General features: G+C 67.3%; 13 protein-coding genes. 8 read left to right on the plus strand and 5 right to left on the minus strand.

Annotated elements, in window-relative coordinates; all coding sequences use genetic code 11:
* Positions 1–49 precede the first annotated feature (49 nt).
* Genes accC through aroQ form a run of 3 tightly spaced genes read right to left on the minus strand, consistent with a single transcriptional unit; the run spans position 50 to position 2,371 of the window.
* On the minus strand, positions 50–1,414 hold the full coding sequence (accC, locus tag GTH33_RS08035; protein ID WP_163957972.1) for an acetyl-CoA carboxylase biotin carboxylase subunit: 1,365 nt from the start codon (positions 1,412–1,414) through the stop codon (positions 50–52).
* 7 nt (positions 1,415–1,421) lie between these two features.
* On the minus strand, positions 1,422–1,922 hold the full coding sequence (gene accB / locus GTH33_RS08040; RefSeq protein WP_163957973.1) for an acetyl-CoA carboxylase biotin carboxyl carrier protein: 501 nt from the start codon (positions 1,920–1,922) through the stop codon (positions 1,422–1,424).
* 14 nt (positions 1,923–1,936) lie between these two features.
* Positions 1,937–2,371 carry a type II 3-dehydroquinate dehydratase gene (gene aroQ / locus GTH33_RS08045; protein WP_163957974.1) on the minus strand — a complete coding sequence of 145 codons (435 nt, stop codon included), beginning with the start codon at positions 2,369–2,371 and terminating at the stop codon, positions 1,937–1,939.
* Positions 2,372–2,716: 345 nt separating this feature from the next.
* On the opposite strand from aroQ, the gene thiS reads away from it, so the two are divergent.
* The 3 genes from thiS to GTH33_RS08060 all read left to right on the plus strand — a co-directional run bounded on the left by thiS (position 2,717) and on the right by GTH33_RS08060 (position 4,444).
* On the plus strand, positions 2,717–3,754 hold the full coding sequence (thiS, locus tag GTH33_RS08050) for a sulfur carrier protein ThiS (protein WP_163957975.1): 1,038 nt from the start codon (positions 2,717–2,719) through the stop codon (positions 3,752–3,754).
* A 131-nt stretch (positions 3,755–3,885) separates the two neighbouring features.
* Positions 3,886–4,068: a CsbD family protein gene (locus GTH33_RS08055; RefSeq protein WP_163957976.1), complete on the plus strand. Its 183-nt coding sequence runs from the start codon at positions 3,886–3,888 to the stop codon at positions 4,066–4,068.
* Positions 4,069–4,159: 91 nt separating this feature from the next.
* Positions 4,160–4,444: a hypothetical protein gene (locus GTH33_RS08060; RefSeq protein WP_163957977.1), complete on the plus strand. Its 285-nt coding sequence runs from the start codon at positions 4,160–4,162 to the stop codon at positions 4,442–4,444.
* A 134-nt stretch (positions 4,445–4,578) separates the two neighbouring features.
* On the opposite strand, the gene GTH33_RS08065 is transcribed toward GTH33_RS08060, so the two are convergent.
* Positions 4,579–6,228, minus strand: a complete 1,650-nt coding sequence (locus GTH33_RS08065) for a thiamine pyrophosphate-binding protein (protein WP_163957978.1) — start codon at positions 6,226–6,228, stop codon at positions 4,579–4,581.
* A 383-nt stretch (positions 6,229–6,611) separates the two neighbouring features.
* Between GTH33_RS08065 and GTH33_RS08070 the strand changes: the two genes are divergently transcribed.
* The 3 genes from GTH33_RS08070 to GTH33_RS08080 all read left to right on the plus strand — a co-directional run bounded on the left by GTH33_RS08070 (position 6,612) and on the right by GTH33_RS08080 (position 11,238).
* Positions 6,612–8,516 carry a PAS domain-containing sensor histidine kinase gene (locus tag GTH33_RS08070; RefSeq protein WP_163957979.1) on the plus strand — a complete coding sequence of 635 codons (1,905 nt, stop codon included), beginning with the start codon at positions 6,612–6,614 and terminating at the stop codon, positions 8,514–8,516.
* Positions 8,517–8,539: 23 nt separating this feature from the next.
* Positions 8,540–8,929, plus strand: a complete 390-nt coding sequence (locus GTH33_RS08075; protein WP_163957980.1) for a response regulator — start codon at positions 8,540–8,542, stop codon at positions 8,927–8,929.
* Positions 8,930–9,144: 215 nt separating this feature from the next.
* The gene (locus GTH33_RS08080) at positions 9,145–11,238 is read left to right on the plus strand and encodes a TonB-dependent siderophore receptor (protein ID WP_208404160.1); all 2,094 of its coding nucleotides are present in this window, start codon (positions 9,145–9,147) and stop codon (positions 11,236–11,238) included.
* 6 nt (positions 11,239–11,244) lie between these two features.
* Here the strand turns inward: GTH33_RS08080 and pelA are convergent, their stop codons facing one another.
* Complete coding sequence (pelA, locus tag GTH33_RS08085) at positions 11,245–12,525, minus strand: pectate lyase (protein WP_243848390.1); 1,281 nt, start codon at positions 12,523–12,525, stop codon at positions 11,245–11,247.
* 302 nt (positions 12,526–12,827) lie between these two features.
* Between pelA and GTH33_RS08090 the strand changes: the two genes are divergently transcribed.
* Positions 12,828–13,745: a pectinesterase family protein gene (locus GTH33_RS08090; RefSeq protein ID WP_163957981.1), complete on the plus strand. Its 918-nt coding sequence runs from the start codon at positions 12,828–12,830 to the stop codon at positions 13,743–13,745.
* A 29-nt stretch (positions 13,746–13,774) separates the two neighbouring features.
* Positions 13,775–17,341, plus strand: a complete 3,567-nt coding sequence (locus GTH33_RS08095; RefSeq protein ID WP_163957982.1) for a TonB-dependent receptor domain-containing protein — start codon at positions 13,775–13,777, stop codon at positions 17,339–17,341.
* Positions 17,342–17,371: the final 30 nt, after the last annotated feature.

Here is a 17,371-nt window from a genome sequence, read left to right on the forward strand (position 1 = left end):
CGGTGCTGCGCACCGCTCCCTCCCTCTCCTGGAAGGAGAGGGATTGTCGTCAGGCCTGTTTCGCCAGCCATTCTTCGAGCCACTTGATCGTGTACCGGCCTTCCTGGAATTCCGGATCGTCGAGCAGCGCCTGGTGGAGCGGGATCGTCGTCGTCGGCCCCTCGATCACGAATTCCTCCAGCGCGCGGCGGAGGCGGCGGAGCGCGCCTTCGCGGGTCGTGCCGTAGACGATCAGCTTGGCGATCATGCTGTCGTAATAGGGCGGGACCTTATAGCCGGCGTACAGGCCGCTATCGACGCGCACGTGCATGCCGCCGGGGGCGTGGAACTGCTTCACGAGGCCGGGCGAGGGGGCGAAGGTGCGCGGATCCTCGGCGTTGATACGGCATTCGATCGCGTGGCCGCGGAACTGCACGTCCTGCTGGCGCAGGGTGAGCGGATGCCCCTCGGCGATGCGGATCTGTTCGCGGACGAGGTCGAGGCCGGTGATCATCTCGGTCACCGGATGCTCGACCTGCAGCCGGGTGTTCATCTCGATGAAGTAGAATTCGCCGTCTTCCCACAGGAATTCGATCGTCCCGGCACCGCGATAACCCATGTCGGCCATCGCGCGCGCGCAGATGCCGCCGATCCGTTCGCGGTCGTCCTTGCCCAGCACGGGCGAGGGGGCCTCCTCCAGCACCTTCTGGTGGCGGCGTTGCAGCGAGCAATCGCGTTCGCCGAGATGGATCGCATTGCCGTTGCCGTCGCCGAAGACCTGGATCTCGATATGGCGGGGATTGCCGAGATACTTTTCGAGATAGACGGTGGCATCGCCGAACGCGGCCTTCGCCTCGCTGCCGGCCTGCTGCATCAGCGTTTCGAGTTCATCCTCGGAATTGCAGACCTTCATGCCGCGGCCACCGCCGCCCGACGCCGCCTTGATGATGACGGGATAGCCGGCCTTCGCCGCGATCGCCTTGGCCTCGGCGAGGTCGCCGATCGCACCGTCGCTGCCGGGGACGAGCGGCAGGCCGAGCGCGCCTGCGGTACGCTTCGCCTCGATCTTGTCGCCCATCGTGCGGATATGTTCGGGCTTGGGCCCGACGAAGATCAGGTTATGCAGCTCGACGATTTCCGCGAAGCGCGCGTTTTCGCTGAGGAAGCCATAGCCCGGATGGATCGCGTCGGCGCCGCTGATCTCTGCCGCCGAAATGATGTTGGGAATGTTGAGATAGCTGTCGGCGGCGGCAGGCGGGCCGATGCAGATCGCCTCATCCGCGAGCCGGACGTGCATCGCGTCGGCATCGGCGGTGGAATGCACCGCCACCGTCTTGATGCCCATTTCATGGCAGGCGCGGTGAATGCGCAGGGCGATCTCGCCGCGATTGGCGATCAGCAGTTTCTTGATCTGGCGCGTTGGGGTGGAAGCCACGGGGCGGTTACTCGACCACCACGAGCGGCTGGTCGAATTCGACCGGCTGGCCGTTTTCGATCAGGATCTGGCGCACGACGCCCGCCGATGGCGCAGTGATCGGGTTCATGACCTTCATCGCCTCGACGATCAGCAGCGTATCGCCGGCGGCGACGGTCTGGCCGACGCTGACGAATGGCTTGGCGCCGGGTTCGGCGGACAGGTAGCAGGTGCCGACCATCGGCGATTTCACGGCGTTCGCGCTGGCGAGCGTCGGGGCCATCGCGCCCGCTTCCGCGGCGGGCGGAGCCGATGCGGCGACCGGCGCGGATGCCATCGGCTGCGGCGCCGCATATACCGGTGCTGCCTGTGCCGCGGCCTTGCGCGCGACGCGAATCTTGCGGTCGCCTTCCTCTACCTCGATTTCGGTGAGGTGGGTGGCGTCGAGCAGTTCGGCGAGCTGGCGCACGAGGTTGACGTCGACCTGCATCGACTGGGTGGGGGCACCATTGTTGGTCTGTTCAGTCATGGGGAGGCCTCCTGTCAGAAGCGCGCCGCCGCTTCAAGCGCAAGGGTGTACGAGAGCGCACCGAAGCCGGCGATGGTTCCCTTCGCCGCGCGCCCCACGTAGCTGATATGGCGGAAGTCCTCACGGGTGTGCGGGTTGGAGAGGTGGACCTCGATCACCGGCGTCCTGATGCCCTTTATCGCATCGTGGACGGCGATCGAGGTGTGGGTGAAGGCGCCGGCGTTGAGGATCACCGCCTTTGCGCCGCGCGCCTGCGCCTCGTGCAGCCAGTCGACCAGATGGCCTTCGTGGTTGGACTGGCGCATGTCGATGTCGAGATCGAGTTCGCGGGCGCGATCCTCGAGCTGGCCGGCGATGTCGTCGAGCGTGTCGCTGCCGTAGATCTCCGGCTCGCGGGTGCCGAGGAGGTTCAGGTTGGGGCCGTTGAGGACGTAGATCGTGTCGGTCATGGCGTGGGCTTATCGCTGTTTGGCGGGCGGTGCAAAGACGGTGGTTTTCGCGCGAAGACGCCAGGACGCGAAGTGAAGGAACAAGGTTTGGTTCACGCGGAGGCGCGGAGGCGCGGAGAGGGACTCACCCGCGGTAGCGGGCTCTCATCATCATTTCCGTGTGAGGATATGGGCCGCTGCGCGGGAAGGAGTGAGCGGGCCGCACGGGACATCTCTCCGCGCCTCCGCGTCTCCGCGTGAACCATTCTTCTTTGCGTCTTCGCGTCTTCGCGTGAATCATCCTTCCAAAGGTGGACACGAACGACCACGCGCCTAGATGGGGCGGATCAAGGAGTTTTGCGCGTCATGCCCCATAGCGATGGCACCGTATCGATCACCGTCAACGGCGAGCACAAGCGGGTTACCGCCGGATTGACCCTCGCCGATCTCGCAAGCGAACTGGGGCTGGTGCCCGAGAAGGTCGCGGTGGAGCGGAACCTCGAGATCGTGCCGCGATCGACGCTGGCCGACGTGTGCGTCGAGGATGGCGACGATCTGGAGATCGTGACGTTCGTGGGTGGTGGCGACCATGCGGCCGCGGGCGTCGGTGGTGGCGACCATCTGAAGCCGGTCGCGGACGACAGCTGGACGGTGGCGGGGCGGACGTTCCGGTCGCGGCTGATCGTCGGCACGGGCAAGTATAAGGATTTCGCGCAGAACGCCGCTGCGCTGGCAGCGTCCGGGGCGGAAATCGTCACCGTTGCGGTGCGGCGGGTCAACATCTCCGATCGCAACCAGCCGTTGCTGATGGACTATATCGATCCGAAAAAGGTCACCTATCTGCCCAATACCGCGGGCTGTTTCGACGCGGAGAGCGCGATCCGCACGCTGCGGCTGGCGCGTGAGGCGGGCGGCTGGGACCTCGTCAAGCTGGAGGTGCTGGGCGAGGCGAAGACGCTGTACCCCGACATGCACGAGACGCTGCGCGCGACGGAAGTGCTGGCCAACGAGGGGTTCAAGCCGATGGTCTATTGCGTCGACGATCCGATCGCGGCGAAGCGGCTGGAGAATGCCGGCGCGGTGGCGATCATGCCGCTGGGCGCGCCGATCGGATCGGGGCTGGGCATCCAGAACCGCATCACCATCCGGCTGATCGTCGAGGGCGCGGGCGTGCCGGTGCTGGTCGATGCGGGCGTCGGCACCGCATCCGACGCGGCGGTGGCGATGGAACTGGGTTGCGACGGCGTATTGATGAACACCGCGATCGCCGAGGCGAAGGACCCGGTGATGATGGCGGCGGCGATGCGATCGGCGGTGGAGGCGGGGCGGCTTGCCTATCGTGCCGGGCGGATGGGGCAGCGGCGCTATGCCGATCCGTCCAGTCCCCTGGCTGGATTGATCTAACAGGGCCGGATTGCGCTAGTAGAGTTGTATCCTGACGAAATTGTCACGGAACCGGTCCGAGTTGAGCCCGTTATTCTTGCGTCAGATCAAGCGGCCCGGCTGGCGGGACGCAGATTTCGCAGGAGGTTTTTATGGGCGAGTTCGCCGACAAGGTCAAAGGCACGGTCAACGAAGCCATCGGCAACGCCAAGGAAGCCATCGGCAAGCACACCGATAACGACAAGCTGGTCGCCGAAGGTCAGGCGCAGCAGGTCGAAGGCAAGGGCGAGAAGGTCAAGGGCAGCGTCAAGGGCGCGCTCGGCGACGATATCTGACCTGAGCATCGCGTAAGCGTATTGGAGAGGCCGTCCCGATCGCGGGGCGGCTTTTTCACGTCAGACTGATCCATTTGAAAGGGGACATGACATGAAGAAGACGATGATCGCGCTGGGCCTTGGCGCCATGGCATTGTCGCTCGCCGCCTGTGGCGGCAAGGGCGACGACAAGCTCGGCAGCCAGGTCGAGGCCGCGGCGGACAACCGCGCCGATGCACTGGAAGCCGCCGCCGACAATATGGAAGACCAGGCGAAGGCGGTGCGCGCGAGCGGCGACCAGCAGGCCGATGCGATCGACGATGCCGATATCAATGCGCAGGCGATGCCCGACGAGCAGAAGGCCGCATTGATCAACGGGTCGGAAAAGCTGCGCTGACGATGCCGGGGCGGGGGCGGGAATGCCTCCGCCCCTGTTGCCGGCGCTGCCGCGGCGGGGTCGGATGAGGTGTTCGGACTTGCGCTGTGCCTTGCGACGGATGGTGCCCCCGGCCCTTGCCGGGGGCGATGCTGCTAGCGGTCCCTGATCGCGGCGAGCGTGGTGCCGGCGGTGATGACCTCGATATCGGTCTTGAGGTGCAGCAGGCGCACGCCGCGCTGCGCCTGCGCCCGCGACAATGCCGGCGCGAAATCTGCGGTGCGGTCGACCGTTTCCGCCCAGCAGCCATAGGCGCGGGCGAGCGCGACGAAGTCGGGGTTGGCCAGCGCCGTTGCCGACACGCGGCCGGGGAATTCCCGCTCCTGATGCATGCGGATGGTGCCGTAGCCGCCATTGTCGATCACCAGCACCAGCAATTGCGCGTCATGCTGGACCGCGGTGGCGAGTTCCTGTCCGTTCATCAGGAAACAGCCGTCGCCGGCGAGCGCCACGACCTGGCGGTCGGGGTAGCGCAGCGCGGCGGCGACGGCGGCGGGCAGGCCGTAGCCCATCGCGCCGGCGGTCGGCGCCAGCTGCGTGCCGGGGGCGGCATAGGGCCAGTATCGGTGCCACCAGCCGCTGTAATTGCCCGCGCCGTTGCAGATGATGGTGTCCGCGGGCAGCACATCGCGCATCGCCGCGACGCAGGGACCAAGGTCCATCGCGACGCCCGGGCGCGCTGCCGGCGTGGACCAGGCGAGCCATTCGGCATGCGCCTCCGCCCCGCCGGGGCGCGGCGGGCCGTCGATCGCGGCGATCGCCTCGGCAAAATCGGCCATGCCGGCGCAGATCGACAGGTCGGTGCGATAGGTCATGCCGAGTTCGTTCGCGTCCGGGTGGACGTGGATCAGCCGTTGGCCGGGGTGATCCGGCGTCACCAGCGTATAGCCGTCCGTGCTCGCCTCCCCCAGCCGCGGGCCGGCGACGATCAGCAGGTCGGCCGCCTTGATCCGGGCCACGAGCCGGGTGTTGGGGCCATAGCCGAGATTGCCGGCATAGCTGGGGCAGGCGTTGGGAATCGCATCCTGCCGGCGGAAGGCGGCGGCGACGGGCACGCCGGTGCGATCGGCCCAGGCGGCGAAATCCTGCGCGGCGATATTGTCCCAGCCGGCGCCGCCGACGATCGCGACCGGGCGTTCGGCGGTGGCGAGCAGATCGGCGAACTGGTCCATCGCGGCTTCGTCGCAGCCCTGCGCCAGGCGTTCGACGCGGGGGCGGTCGACCGCCTCGACCCGGTCGAGCAGCATGTCCTCGGGCAGGGCGAGCACCACCGGGCCGGGGCGACCGTTCATCGCCACGGCGTAGGCGCGCGCGATATATTCCGGGATGCGCGCGGCATCGTCGATCCGCGCCGCCCATTTCGCCAGCGGCGCGAACATCGCCTGGAAATCGACCTCCTGAAACGCCTCGCGGTCGCGGGTGCCGCGGTCGACGTCGCCGATGAACAGGATCATCGGCTGCGAATCCTGCCGCGCGACATGGACGCCGATCGACGCATTGGTCGCGCCCGGGCCACGGGTGACGAAGGCGACGCCGGGGCGGTGCATCAGCGTACCGTCCGCGCAGGCCATGAACGCCGCGCCGCCTTCCTGCCGGCAGGTGACGATCTGGATCCGGTCGGTGTCGTGCAGCGCGTCGAGCACGGCGAGGAAGCTTTCGCCGGGAACGGTGAAGATACGCTCGCAACCCTGTGCGAGCAGCTGGTCGACCAGAATGCGGCCGCCGGTGCGGAGAGGTGTGTCCATCGCCGGAGTGTGGCGGGTCGGCGCGCGGAAGTCGAGGAAGACGCGTGCGTCCCTCGGCGGGTCGCGCTGGCGGGTGCAGGTAGTTGGGGGCGGGGGGGGGCGGGGCGATGTGTCCTGATCGATGGCCAGCTGCCGTTATCCGGAGCCGGCGGCGATCCTGCATCGACGGCCACACCGGTTTCGATGTTCTTGCGATGCCGTAAGAAAATGCAGACCGGTGTGAAGACGCCGCGGTCTTTTCGCCGATCCGATCCTGTTCTAGGCGTGGCGGCGCTTCGAACGTTCGGGTTCGATGGGCTGGCAAGACGCGGACGAGCATGACCGAAGGCGCGACACGAGGGGAAAGGCAGGCGGACGACGGGGCGCTGCAGGGTTGCGCCGGGATGTTGCGTGCACACGACTGGAGCACGACCGCCCTGGGGGATCGCGCCGGCTGGCCGCAGAGCCTGCGCACGGCCGTGGACATGATGATGGCGTCGGGGCACGCCATGTGTCTGGCGTGGGGGACGGAGGGCCTGTTCCTCTACAACGACGCCTATGCGCCGATGCTGGGTTCCCGCCACCCGCAGGCGTTCGGGGCGCGTTTCGCGGACGTCTGGGCCGATGTCTGGGCGGATATCGCGCCGCTGGTCGATGCCACCTTCTGCGGCGAGACGTCGACGTTCCAGGACATGCCGCTGGTGATGACCCGGAACGGCTATCCCGAACGGACCTGGTGGACCTTTTCCTATTCACCGGTGCGCGACGAGCGGGGCGAGGTCGCCGGCCTGCTGAACGTCACGCTCGAAACGACCGGCCGCGTGCAGGCGGAACGCGAGCGCGACGCGGCTGTCGACGGCCTCAGCCGGGCGGAGGCCGGCTGGCGGCGGATATTCGAAACGCTGGCGGAAGGGTTCATCCTCGGCGCGCTGGTGCGGTCGGCGGATGGCGCGGTGATCGACTGGCGCTATGAAGAGGTCAACAACGCCTGGTACGATCTGGTCGGCATCGAACGCGGCTGTGCGCTGGGGCGGACCATCCGTTCGGTGTTTCCGGGAATCGAGGATGCCTGGGTGGACGGGGCCGCCCGCGTCGTCGCTACCGGCGAATCGCTGCGCTTCACCCGGCAGGTCGGCACGCTGGGGCGCTGGTACGACGGCGTGATCCAGCCCGCCGGCGACGATCGCTTCACCATCATCTTCACCGAGGTCACCGATCGCGTGCTGCGCGAACGGCGGCAGGCGGCGATCATCGCGCTGACCGACCGGTTGCAGCAGGAAACCGACGCCCGCAGCATGACGATGGCAGCCAGCACGATCCTTGGCCGGGCGCTGGACGTGCAGCTCGTCGGCTATGGCGATGTCGATGCCGCGACGGAGACGATCACGGTCGAGAGCAACTGGACGAGCGAAGGTGCTGCGACGCTGGCAGGAACGCTCCACTTCCGCGACTTCGGTTCCTATGTCGACGATCTGCAGGCGGGGCGCACGGTCGTGGTGCGCGACTGCCGTGCCGATCCACGCACCCGCGACCATGCCGCGGCGCTGGAGGCACGCAGCGCGCGGGCGTTCGTCAACACGCCGGTGGTCGAGCGCGGGACGTTCGTCGCGCTGCTCTACGTCAGCAGCGATCGGCCGCGGTCATGGACCGAGGACGAGCTGCAGTTCATCGGCGACGTCGCATACCGGCTGCGATCGGCGGTCGAGCAGCTGCGCGCGGTCGAGCAGCAGGAGATATTGAACGGCGAGCTGGCGCATCGGGTCAAGAACACGCTGAGCGTCGTCCAGGCGATCGCGGCGCAGACGCTCGCCGGCAAGGCGGACGATGCCGCCGTGGCCGAATTCGGTAGCCGGCTGAAGGCGCTGGCGTCGGCCCACGACGTGTTGCTGACGCGCAGCTGGTCCGCCGCGACCCTGCACGACGTCGCCCGATCGGCGCTCGCGACCTTTGCCGGGGACCGGATGCGGATGTCCGGTCCCGACCTGTGGATCAGTTCGCGCGCGGCGATGTCGCTATCGCTGTTGCTGCACGAACTGGCGACCAACGCGGCGAAATACGGGGCGTTGAGCCATCCCGACGGTGTCGTCACGATGACCTGGGCGGTGCGACCCGGGCCGGGCGGCGACGTGCTGCACGTCACCTGGCGCGAACGCGGCGGGCCACCCGCGGCCGAGCCGGTCCGTCGCGGGTTCGGCGCCCGGATCATTCGCATGGGTCTTATCGGGTCGGGCGGCGTTGAGCAGCATTACGATCGTCATGGCCTGACGATCGAGATGAGCGCGCCGCTGGATCAGGTGCAACAGGCCTGACGCGCGAAAGAGACGACGGGAACATGGGTCAGTCACAGCCGATCACGCGCCTGCCGGTGCTCATCATCGAAGACGAGCCGGTGCTGCGCATCGACGCCATCGCGATGGTCGAGCGGGCGGGGTTCGAGGCGGTCGAGGCGATGAGCGTCGAGAATGCGATCGTGATCCTGGAGCGGCGGCCCGACATCCGCATCCTGTACATGGACCTCGACATGCCACGCGGGGTGAAGGGGATCGAGATCGCCGCGATGATCCGCAGCCGTTGGCCACCGATCGAAATCGTGCTGACCGCAGCGACGTTCGTGGCAGCCGATCTGGACCTGCCGGTCCGATCGGAATTCTATGCCAAGCCCATCGATCGCCTGCAGGTCGTGGCGGCGATGCGGCGCATGGCGGGGCACCTGCCCGGTTAGTTCCCGTTGATCGAGGTGACCGCGCGGCATCGCCGTTGACACGGTCGATGCCACCGGCCTGTCGGCGGCCGATATCCGCGCCCGTAGTTCGCCCAGGGAAAGGGTGCCGCATCCACAGGCACAGTCGATGGTCAGCCGCCCGTTGCATCGCAGCAAAGAACCGATATGATATGTTGCAACATAACTGATTGCGGCATTGCCGCTGTGGAGTAACGATGTCCGTCAAAGCTGCCTTCCTTCCCGGTCGACGCGCGTCCGCGTTCGGCCTGGCGCTCGCTATCGGCGCGATGCCGTTCGCTGCCGACGCGCAAGAGGCGGAGGCCAATACGGAGACCGAGGAACGATCCGAGATCGTCGTGCTCGGCACCAGCAATCCGATCGATCGTACCCTGTCGTCCGGCCCCGTCACCGCCCGCATGTCGCAATCGAGCCGGTCGCTGGAACAGGACGTGCTGCGCGCGGCGGGTACCTATCGGCTCAGCGACGCGCTGGAGCTGGTCAGCGGCTTCAGCCAGCAGAACAATCGCGGCGGGGTGCTCGACAATTTCGCGATCCGCGGCTTTCTAGGCACGCCCGACGGCGGCGCCGAATATTATGTCGATGGCTTCGTCACCAATCGCGGCATGGCGCCGCCGCGCGACCCGGCGACGATCGAACGGATCGAGGTGCTGAAGGGGCCGGCCGGCGCGGTGTTCGGCGACATCGACCCCGGCGGCCGCGTCAACATCGTTTCCAAGGTGCCACGTTTCGTCCCTTATGCCGGTGTCACCGCGACCGTCGGATCGTTCGGCACCCGCCGGGTCGAGATGGACGCGACCGGGCCGCTGACGGATACGCTCGCCGCGCGCATCGTCGTCGCGGCCGAGGACAGCGACGGGTGGCGCGACACGGTGACGTTGCAGCGGCGCATCGTTTCGCCGTCGCTGACCTGGCGGCCAAGCGACGCCGTCCGCCTGACCTATGTCGGGGAGGTTATGCGGTTCGACACGCCGTTCGATCGCGGCATCCCGGCGGTGGGCGACGACGCCAACGCGCTGCCGCGGTCGAATTATTATGGCGAACCGGCCAACGGCATCACCCGGTTCCGCAACGACCGGCACCAGCTGAACGGCCTTGCGCAACTGGGGCAGGGCTGGACGGTGAATGGCGGCGTGGTGTGGCGGACGGGTTCGCTGAAGGGCTTTTCGGCGGATCAGTCGCGGATCGTCGGCAATTCGGTGTGGCGCCAGCGTCGTTCGCGCGACTTTGCGGTCGACGATCTGGCGGCGCGGATCGAATTGGCCGGACAGGTCGGGCGCCACCGGCTGAGCATCGGCCTCAAGGGCTACCGGCTGCGTTACGGCGAACGCTGGATGCGCCGTAACCCGACCGCGGCGATGCCCTATGCCGTCGACCTGTACGATCCGGCATCGAGCTATGGCGCGGTGGCGGCGCCGCTGCTGCCGTTCACCAACAACGACGAACGCCGCTGGGCCGTCACCCTGTACGTGCAGGACATGTGGAGCGTCACCGATCGCCTGACATTGGTCGGCGGCGCGCGGATCGATCCGTATCGCCAGACGATCGTCAACAACACGACGGGCGGGGTCGGCCGCATCGTCGAGGAACCCGTCAAGTTCCGGGCCGGCGCGCGCTATGCGGTGGACGACCACGTGTCCGTCCACGCCAATTGGGGCGAATCCTTCCTCCTCAATTCGGGTACCGGCCGGACCGGCGAAGGCTTCGCGCCGGAAGAGGCGCGCGGCTATGAGGTGGGCGTCGCCGGGCGCTGGGACGGGCTGGACGTCGGGATCACCTGGTTCGACATCGCGAAAAGCAACATCCTGACCACGGACCCCGTCGATGCCGGCTTCAACGCGCCGGTCGGGCGGCTCGACAGCCGCGGGATCGAGGCGGACGTGTCGCTGCGCCTCGCCCGCCGGTGGCAGGTGGTGGCCAATTGCAGCTGGCTGCGTGCCCGCAACGACGACACCGGCTTTGCGACGACGGCGGTGCTCGGCGTGCCGGACCATGCCGGCACGCTCCTCGTCGTGCATCGCCTGCCGGTCGGCGCGCACATCTGGCAGGTGAGCGGCGGCGTCGCCTATGTCGGCGATCGCGCCGGATCGCTCGACGCGCGGCCGCTGGTGCTGCCGGCGTACGTCAAGGCCAAGGCGGCGATCGAGGTGCCAGTGACGGAACGGCTGCGCGTCAGGCTGGAGGCGGACAATCTGTTCGACGCCCGCTATGCCGCGAGTTCGTACAGCCGCCTCTGGGTCTTTCCCGGTGCGCCGCGCACCGTGCGCGCCTCCGTGCGTGTCGAGCTGTGACGGCGATCATCCGCCGTCGCGGCGGCGCCATTTGGCATAAGCGGTGGCGACCCCCGCGCCCGTGCCGCTGAACCAGGAATAGCCGTTGCGGCGTTCCAGGCTGACCGCGTTGACGTCGTCCTGGATCGAACGGTCGCGATCGCCGAAGACCGGCGTCTGCCGGACCGGATCGTAGAAGCGCGCCCACAGCGGCGGCGCACCCGGCTGTTCGACCAGGCGGCGCCCGTCGGCGGCGTTGGCGGCGGTCCACGCGCGATCGTGCACGGCGTGGCCGGCGAACCAGGCGGCACCATCGACGATCGCCTGGCGCACCGCCGGCGACGGATCGGGTTGCTGCATCAGGAACCGCAGCACCGCGGCGCTTTCCGCGGTCGCAAGGGCGATCGGTTCGAAATTGCGCGCCGCCACCGGGCGGCGGGTCAGCGGATCATATTGCTGCGCCCAGATCGTCCGCCGGCCATCGACGATCACCTGTGTGGTGAGCAACGTCGCGAGCGCCCGTGCCGCCGCCTCACCGGCCCGGGCGCGCACCGCCGCCGGTACGAAACCATAGTCGCCGGTGCCCGCCGCGGCGCGCTGCAGCAGCGCGGTCGCCTTGATCATCGTATCGTCGTTGAGGGTCAGCGCATCGTGATAGCCGCCCTGTAACGGATAGACCTGAGGCCAGCCGCCCGATGGAAATTCGGCCGCGAACAGATAGTCGAGGCCCTTCAGGAAGGCGGCGCGATACCGGTCGCCACCGGCGCCCGGCCGGCCGGCCTGCGCACGCGCCAGGAACGCCATCTCGGTGGTGGTCGCGTCATTGTCCAGCGTGCCGACGAAGCTCCACCCGCCGGCGAGGTCGGCGGCGGCGTAGGTGCCGGCCTTGCTGTCGAAGGGCAGGTACATCTGGCCCGGCGCGCGGGACGGGCCGCTGCGATCCTGATTCTTGCCCCAGCCGCCCGTCGGCGTCTGGAAGCTGACGATATTATTGGCGATCTCCCGTGCCGCATCGCCGGCGTACCAGCCGGCGTCGCGATCGAGCGGCATCGACGCCGTCTTGCCCTCCGGCGGGGGCGGCGGGATCGTCGCGAGACCGCGCCGCTCGGCCGCCAGCGCCGCCTTGTCGCGGGCCATCGCTGCGGTCGATCGTGCGATATAGTCCGCCCAGGTGCGGCGCGCGGTCGGCGCCAGACCGCTCAACCGTTCGGCGGTCAGTGACGGCGGCGGCGTCATATGGCCGACCACAGCGGCGGCGACGGGCATCGCGACGGTCGCCATCACGCATGCCAGGAACGCGGTCCTCATAGCTCGATCCTCTCTGTTCGTTATTGTTGCGATACCATCCTGACACCCGGTGACACCGGTATCAATAAAAGCTTGCGCGTTCCGGCGAATCGATTAGCTTTATCGCTAACATCAGAGTCCTACAGGACCGGTGCACAGGAGGGGGTATGGCAGGCAACCACAGCTCACATCAACGGGTTACCGTTTCACGCAGAGCACTTATGCTGGGCGGCGCGATGTCGGCAGGGATGTCGATCGTTCCCGGACTGGCCGAGGCTGCGGTGCCTGCACGCCTCCATGTCACCGGAAATGATACCGGTATCATGACAATCGACGCGGCGTTGCGACAGGCATCGTTGCTGCCCGCGCCGGTGGTGATCGCGGTCGAACCGGGCATCTACCGCGAAAAGCTGCACGTGACCGTTCCCGGCGTGACGCTCGTCGCGACGCGGCCGGGCGTGGTGATCGTCAACGGTGCGGCGGCGGGGCATCGATCACCGGACGGCCGGCCGTGGGGCACCGGGCGGACGGCGACGCTGACGATCGACGCGCCCGACGTCACGCTGCGCGGCCTGACCATCCGCAACGACTTCGACTATATCGCCGACACCGTCAGCCAGGCCAGCGGCGGCGCCCAGGCCGTCGCCCTGATGATCGCGCGGACGGCCGACCGGGTGCTGGTCGAGAATTGCGGTATCGAGGGCTATCAGGACACGCTGTACGTCAACGCGCGTGCGGCCTTCCGGCGCTGCCGGATCGTCGGCGGGGTCGATTTCATCTTCGGCAATGCCGCGGCGCTGTTCCGGCATTGCGACATCGTCACGCGATACGTGCCGAACGCGATCGACAGCGGCTTCATCGCCGCGCCGAGCACGCTGGCGACGGACCGGTTCGGCCTGGTGTTCGACCGTTGCCACGTCACGCGCGAAGCCGGCGTGCCGGATGGATCGACCTGGCTGGGGCGGCCGTGGCGCGCCGGCGGGAACATGGCGATCCTGGGCACGGCCGCCTTCCTGCGCTGTCGCCTGGACGGGCATATCAAGGCGGCGGGGTGGACGGAGATGGGGTTCACCGATCCCGCAGGCGTCCGCCGGATGCTGACACCGCAGGAGGCGCGACTATTCGAATGGGGATCGCGCGGACCCGGCGCGGCACCGGCCGCACCGACCCGCCGGATGCTGAGCGATGCAGAGGCCGCCGGCTACACGCCCGACGCAATTCTACAAGGCTGGGTTCCATGAGCTCTCCAGCCACATCATGGGAGATGGGGATGACGTACAAGACGACGGCGCTGACACGGGTCGGCGCTTCGCTGGGGGCGATCGCGCTCGCGAGCCTGTTCGCGGGCACGGCGGGCGCGCAGGTCCAGGCACCGGCCGCCGCGGTGCCGGCGCAGCAACAGCAGCAGCCGGTGGTGCCAGGATCGGACCCCGCGGTGGATACCAGCGGCAACCCGACCCTGACGCCCGCACCCGATGGACCGTCGCGCGCCAACGATACCGGCCCGGACACCACGCAGACCGCCGCGACCGCGGGTGAGGCGAATGGCGAGGATTCCGCGCAGGATATCGTCGTCACCGGCTTTCGCGCGTCGATCCAGAGCTCGCTCAACGACAAGCGCTATTCGGATGTCCAGATCGATGCGATCAATGCGCAGGACATCGCCGACTTTCCCGATGCCAACCTGGCCGAATCGCTCCAGCGCCTGCCGGGCGTGTCGATCGACCGCGACAACGGCGAAGGGCGCGGCATCACCGTGCGTGGCCTTGGCGGCGACTTCAACCGCACGCGCCTCAACGGGATCGAGGCGCTGTCGACGGCGGGGTCCAACGACGCCGGCACCAGTCCCAACCGCAGCCGCTCGTTCGACTATTCGACCTTCGCATCGGAATTGTTCAGTTCGCTGAAGGTGCAGAAGACGCCATCGGCGGAGACCGACGAAGGGTCGCTCGGTGCGACGATCGACCTGGAGACCGGCCGCCCGTTCGACTTCAAGGGGACGCGGATCGGCGGATCGGCGACCGCCAGCTACAACGAGAACAGCAAGAAGACGAATCCACGCCTCGCCGGGCTCGCCTCGTTCCGCTTCGGCGCGGACAAGCGGATGGGGTTCCTGTTTTCGGGGGCGTATAACAAGACGGTCAACGTCATCGACCAGTATAACCGCGGCGTCGGGGCGTCCGATTACCTGTATCGCAGCAGCCAGTTCGTCGGCGAAGGCACGCCGCAGCGCGCCGGTTTCTCGGCGCCGGTCGGCACGATCAATTATGCCAATCCAGATGCCACTGCGTTCCAGACGGGGTCAGACCCGGTCGCCTATGCCAAGCTGTATCCCGGCGCGCCGTACAACACGCCCGGCCGGTTCGACGATTCGACGGTGCGCATTCCGGCGCTGCCAGCGCTTACCCACCAGGTGGTGCGCAACCAGCGCCTGGGCCTGACCGGCGCGTATCAATGGGATGTCACCGACAAGACGCGGCTGTCGATCGATGGCCTGTATTCGCGCTTCCACAACGAAAGCGAGAACAACCAGCTGTCGCCCGTCGGGCTGAACCGCAACAACACCAACGCTGCCTATAACACCGCCAACGGCCGCCTGACGCCGACGGCGGCGCGGGCCGCCTATCCCGGTCTCTGCACGCCGTCGGCCGGCAGCGCGATCACCGTGGCGCAGGATTGCGGACAGGCGACCTATGGCACGACGCCGGCCTTCGCCACCGCGTTCGACGCGCAGGGCCGGCTGGTGTCGTCGGTGCTGGGGTCGGCGGCGGTCGTCCCGGGCGCGGTCAGCCCGACCAACGCCAACATCTTCTCGACCAACCCGTTCAACCTCGATCCCTATGATTATTACAACAATCCCAATTCGGTGGGGTACATCCCGTCCAGCAACGGCCTTGCCTATCGCGGGCAATTGATCGGGCGCCCCGGCGTCGACGTGCTCGATGCCAACGTCACCAACGGGCTGGCCGATTACCTGAAGCTGCGCAACGTCGATATGCGCTCTGCCGTCGACTATAGCGAATACACCACCAAGTTCTGGCAGGGGACCGCGCGCCTCGATCACGAATTCACCGACAATTTTAAAATGACGGCAATCTATGGCCAGTCGAAATCGGTGAATTACTCGACCGGGCTGCTCGTCGAATTCAATCGCATGGATTCGCCGCAGACCTTTACCTTCGACGATCGCGCCGGTGGTCAGATGCCGTTGATGGATTTCGGGTTCGACGTCGCCGATCCCGCCAACTGGCAGACGGTGAAGGGCTTTTCGGCGATCCGCCACTACGAACGCTACGTCCGCAACACCTATGAGGCGATCCGCGCCGATTTCGACTGGCGGGTGAACGACCAGTTCAACATCGGCTTCGGCGGCACGCTGCGCCGCTTCGGCTTCGCGACGTCGCAGGGCGAACGCAACATCGACACGCTCAACCCGACGTTGCTGGAAGCGGGATCGACCACGGCGGCGAACAGCAAGGTCGTGCCGTTCGGGCAGGGGCTGCAAACCCCCGCCGGCACCGTGTCGAGCTTCCTCGTCCCCGACCTCGACAAGTTCAACAACCTGCTCGGCTTCCAGTGCGACTGCATCAACAAATACGGCGACTGGCGCCTGACCACGAAGCGCAATGGCGGGTCGGCGAATTTCGGCGTCGATGAATATGACAAGGGCCTGTACCTGCAGTTCGACTTCAACACCGAGATCTTCGGCAGGTCGCTGCGCGGCAATGCGGGGACGCGCGTCGCCTTCACCGGCGTCCGGTCGACCGGCACGTCGCAGGCCGGGCGGCCGATCATCGGCAGGAACGACTATACCGACTGGCTGCCGTCGCTGAACCTCAATTACGAGATTATCCCGAACCTGATCCTGCGCCTCGGCGCGTCCAAGGTGATGGCACGGCCGTTGCTCGGCAACCTGTCGCCGACGATCACCTCGATCTCGATCCCCAGCAACGGCGACAATCAGGGCGCCTCGTTCACCATCGGCAACCCGCAGCTGGCGCCGTTCCGGTCGAGCAACATCGACCTCAGCGCGGAATGGTATTTCACGCGCAGCAGCCTGTTGTCGGTCGCCGCGTTCAAGAAGGATATCGCCAACTTCCCGCAGACGGTGCTGTTCGCGGCGCCGCTGTCGCAATTCGTCGACGACGCCACCCGCCAGGCGATCCGCGCGCAATATACCAACGTCAACCAGCTGGCGTATCTGGACGCGAACAACCCCTTCATCGCGCGCCAGTATCGCGATGCGCCCGGCGGGTACATCAAGGGGCTGGAATTCAATTTCCAGCAGAACCTCACCTTCCTGCCCTGGGCGTTCCGCAACCTCGGCGTGCTGTTCAACTACACCCACATCAAGTCGGAGCTGAACTACATCCTCGATCCCGGCGCGGTCAGCGGCACCGGCGTGCAGACGCGGCCGCAAGTGCTGGGCAAGGGACCGTTCCTGGGCGTGTCGCCCGATGCGATCAACGCGACGCTGTTCTACGAGAACAAGGCGTTCCGCGCCCGCGTGTCGGTAGCGCAGCGCACCGGCTACAGCACGGCCTATCCGCTGGCGGCTGGGTCGTGCAGCCCCGGCCTCACCACGATCGGCAGCGGCACGGTAGAGACGGTCGGCTGCGATAGCCCGCTGATCAACGATTTCGCCTTCAGCCGGTCGACCACCAACGTCGATGCCTCGATCAACGTCAACCTGATGAAGGGGCTCTCGATCTCCGCAGAAGGGCTCAACCTCACCAACCAGACCAGCAACCGCTACGCCTATGACGGGCAGGAGGCGGTGTCTCAATACGGCAGTTCGGGGCGCGTCTATCGCGTCGGTGCCCGCTTCAGCTTCTAGCTGCCTCCATCTCCCCGGGGGCTCCTCCGG

This window comes from Sphingomonas insulae, from assembly GCF_010450875.1.
Taxonomy (GTDB): Bacteria; Pseudomonadota; Alphaproteobacteria; order Sphingomonadales; family Sphingomonadaceae; genus Sphingomonas; species Sphingomonas insulae.

What these genes read in the sequence shown, in the direction of transcription:
- accB (WP_163957973.1), bottom strand. Translation starts at nt 1,922, where the DNA reads ATGACTGAACAGACCAACAATGGTGCCCCCACCCAGTCGATGCAGGTC.
- GTH33_RS08065 (WP_163957978.1), bottom strand. Translation starts at nt 6,228, where the DNA reads ATGGACACACCTCTCCGCACCGGCGGCCGCATTCTGGTCGACCAGCTG.
- GTH33_RS08075 (WP_163957980.1), top strand. Translation starts at nt 8,540, where the DNA reads ATGGGTCAGTCACAGCCGATCACGCGCCTGCCGGTGCTCATCATCGAA.
- aroQ (WP_163957974.1), bottom strand. Translation starts at nt 2,371, where the DNA reads ATGACCGACACGATCTACGTCCTCAACGGCCCCAACCTGAACCTCCTC.
- GTH33_RS08070 (WP_163957979.1), top strand. Translation starts at nt 6,612, where the DNA reads ATGTTGCGTGCACACGACTGGAGCACGACCGCCCTGGGGGATCGCGCC.
- pelA (WP_243848390.1), bottom strand. Translation starts at nt 12,525, where the DNA reads ATGAGGACCGCGTTCCTGGCATGCGTGATGGCGACCGTCGCGATGCCC.
- GTH33_RS08055 (WP_163957976.1), top strand. Translation starts at nt 3,886, where the DNA reads ATGGGCGAGTTCGCCGACAAGGTCAAAGGCACGGTCAACGAAGCCATC.
- thiS (WP_163957975.1), top strand. Translation starts at nt 2,717, where the DNA reads ATGCCCCATAGCGATGGCACCGTATCGATCACCGTCAACGGCGAGCAC.
- GTH33_RS08060 (WP_163957977.1), top strand. Translation starts at nt 4,160, where the DNA reads ATGAAGAAGACGATGATCGCGCTGGGCCTTGGCGCCATGGCATTGTCG.
- GTH33_RS08090 (WP_163957981.1), top strand. Translation starts at nt 12,828, where the DNA reads ATGACAATCGACGCGGCGTTGCGACAGGCATCGTTGCTGCCCGCGCCG.
- GTH33_RS08080 (WP_208404160.1), top strand. Translation starts at nt 9,145, where the DNA reads ATGTCCGTCAAAGCTGCCTTCCTTCCCGGTCGACGCGCGTCCGCGTTC.
- GTH33_RS08095 (WP_163957982.1), top strand. Translation starts at nt 13,775, where the DNA reads ATGACGTACAAGACGACGGCGCTGACACGGGTCGGCGCTTCGCTGGGG.